At 44.3% G+C, this 2300-nt stretch carries 3 protein-coding genes; all 3 read left to right on the top strand.

Annotated features, from left to right (window positions below):
* Positions 1–556: SDR family NAD(P)-dependent oxidoreductase (locus tag WBM49_RS03950; protein WP_424370765.1), on the top strand; the 556-nt coding region annotated here is incomplete at its 5' end.
* Between the two features lie 18 nt (positions 557–574).
* Complete coding sequence (locus tag WBM49_RS03945) at positions 575–1348, top strand: enoyl-CoA hydratase/isomerase family protein (protein WP_424370764.1); 774 nt, start codon at positions 575–577, stop codon at positions 1346–1348.
* Between the two features lie 6 nt (positions 1349–1354).
* Positions 1355–2300: NADP-dependent oxidoreductase (locus tag WBM49_RS03940; protein WP_424370763.1), on the top strand; the 946-nt coding region annotated here is incomplete at its 3' end.

The following is a 2300-nucleotide window of genomic DNA, read 5'->3' as shown; positions in this document are numbered from 1 at the left end:
GGTAGAAAACTTTGTGAAACAGGTAGTAAAGGAGTATGGCAGCATAGATGTGATGGTAAACAATGCGGGAATAGGAGGCAAAAATCAAAATAAAACCGCAGAACATACCCTGGAAGACTGGCATAGCGTTGTTGCCGTAAACCAAACGGGCGTTTTCTATTGTATGAAAGTAGCACTACAGCAGATGCTGCTGCAAGGCGAAGGCAATATCATTAATATTGCCTCTTTGGCCGGACTCAAACCTTCCGGAAATAATTTATCCTATAGCGCCAGTAAATTTGCAGTGGTGGGCATGACTAAATCTGCCGCCCTGGAATACGGGAGAAAGAACATACGCATCAATGCCGTTTGCCCCGGTTATACCCATTCTTCCCTTTTGGACCAGTTGTTGGCCAGCAGGCCGGATATGGGAGAACGACTAAAACAGATGATCCCAATGGGTCGTTTTGGGGAGGCTACGGAAGTTGCCGAAACTGTTGCATGGCTGGCGTCAGATAGTTCAAAATATATCACCGGTCAGACGATTACCATAGACGGGGGAACATCCCTTCATTAAAATTGACATGGATTAAGTATGAATACACTACAAATAATAAGAAAAGAAGGGTATGTCATTGTTCAGATGAACCGGGGAAAAGTGAACGCTCTCAATTACGACATGGTACAGGAGCTAAGGCAGGTCTTTAGCGAAATTGAAAAAGATGAAGAGATAAAAGGGGTAATTCTTACAGGACAACCACATTTTTTCTCAGCCGGCCTGGATCTAATTGAACTTATTGGGTATAATGAACAACAGATCCATGACTTTTTTAGCGCCTTTGGGGTATTGTACCTCCAATTGGTACGCTTCCCAAAACCATTTATCTCTGCCATCACAGGTCATTCTCCTGCCGGGGGTTGTGTGCTGGCAGTTGCCAGCGATAACCGTTATATGGCGGAAGGAGACAACTATGTGATCGGACTCAACGAGGTGGCGGTGAATATTCAAATTTCACAAAACCTCACCGAAGGCTATGCTTTTTGGATGGGAGAGGGCCTGGCAAACCGTTATATTCTGGAAGGTAAATTATTTAAAGGCGCTGAAGCGCAATCCGTAGGTTTAGTAGATGCCTTACTTCCTTTAGATGAAGTACTGGAGCATTCGGAAAATAAGATGCGGCAATATTTAAAGGCAGATCCTGAAATTTGGATCAACACAAAAAAGAAACTTCGGAAACATTGGCTTGATAAACTAGATCCGGATCCTGAAAATTCCTTAAAAGAGGCCGCCGTCCTTTGGTGGAAGCCAGAGATCAGGTCAAAAATGAAGGCGTACGTAGCCAGTTTTTCCAATAAAAAGAAAAAATAAAATACAATGAATAAACAACTCCTTTTTGTTAAAAGACCCATGGGGGAAGCAGATTCCTCAACATGGTCATTAGAAACCAATCCTATTCCTGAAATTGAGGATGGACAGATCTTGGTAAAACAACACTATGTATCACTCGACCCTGCCATGCGGGGTTGGATGAATCCGGGTAAATCCTATATAGAGCCCATGGCCATTGGTTCCGTAATGCGAGCCGGTTCCGTGGGAGAAGTGATCGCCTCTAAAAACTCGAAGTTTAAAGTAGGCGACTATGTAGCGGGATCCGGAGGGGTACAACAATATTGTGCTACTGATGGAAAGGGATTTTACCAGGTAGACCCCAGAATAGCTCCGTTGCCAACCTATATTGGTGCTTTGGGAATGCCCGGAATGACAGCCTATTTTGGGATAACCGAAGTAGGGAAGATACAGGAAGGCGATGTTGTCCTTGTGTCCGGTGCCGCAGGAGCCGTTGGCAGCATCGTGGGGCAGGTTGCAAAAATAAAGGGGTGCAGGGTTGTAGGTATTGCAGGAGGGCAGGACAAATGCAAGTACGTTGTAGATGAACTGGGATTTGATGCCTGTATTGACTATAAAAATGAGAATGTGGCTAGCAGGTTAAAAGAAGAATGTCCTAAAGGGATCGATGTGTATTTCGACAATGTTGGAGGCGATATATTGGATCTTGCCTTAACAAGATTACGCATGCACGCACGAATTGTGATCTGTGGTGCTATTTCGCAGTATAATAATAAATTGGGAATAAAAGGTCCCAGTAACTACTTATCCCTCCTGGTAAACAGGGCAACTATGCAGGGTATGGTGGTGTTCGACTATGCGGCGAGATATGCCGAAGGAGCCAAAATTCTTGGAGGATGGATGGCAGAGGGCAAACTTAAAACTCGTGAAGATATTTATACGGGGATTGAGAATTTTCCGGAAACCTATAACC

Origin of the sequence: Muriicola sp. (assembly GCF_049669965.1) — a bacterium.
Classification (GTDB): Bacteria; Bacteroidota; Bacteroidia; order Flavobacteriales; family Flavobacteriaceae; genus Muriicola.
The sequence above is the reverse complement of the archived record's forward strand: the minus strand, read 5'-3'. Positions and strand labels throughout refer to the sequence as shown.

Excerpts from the sequence above, each read along its gene's own strand:
- WBM49_RS03945 (WP_424370764.1), top strand. The coding sequence starts at position 575 with ATGAATACACTACAAATAATAAGAAAAGAAGGGTATGTCATTGTTCAG.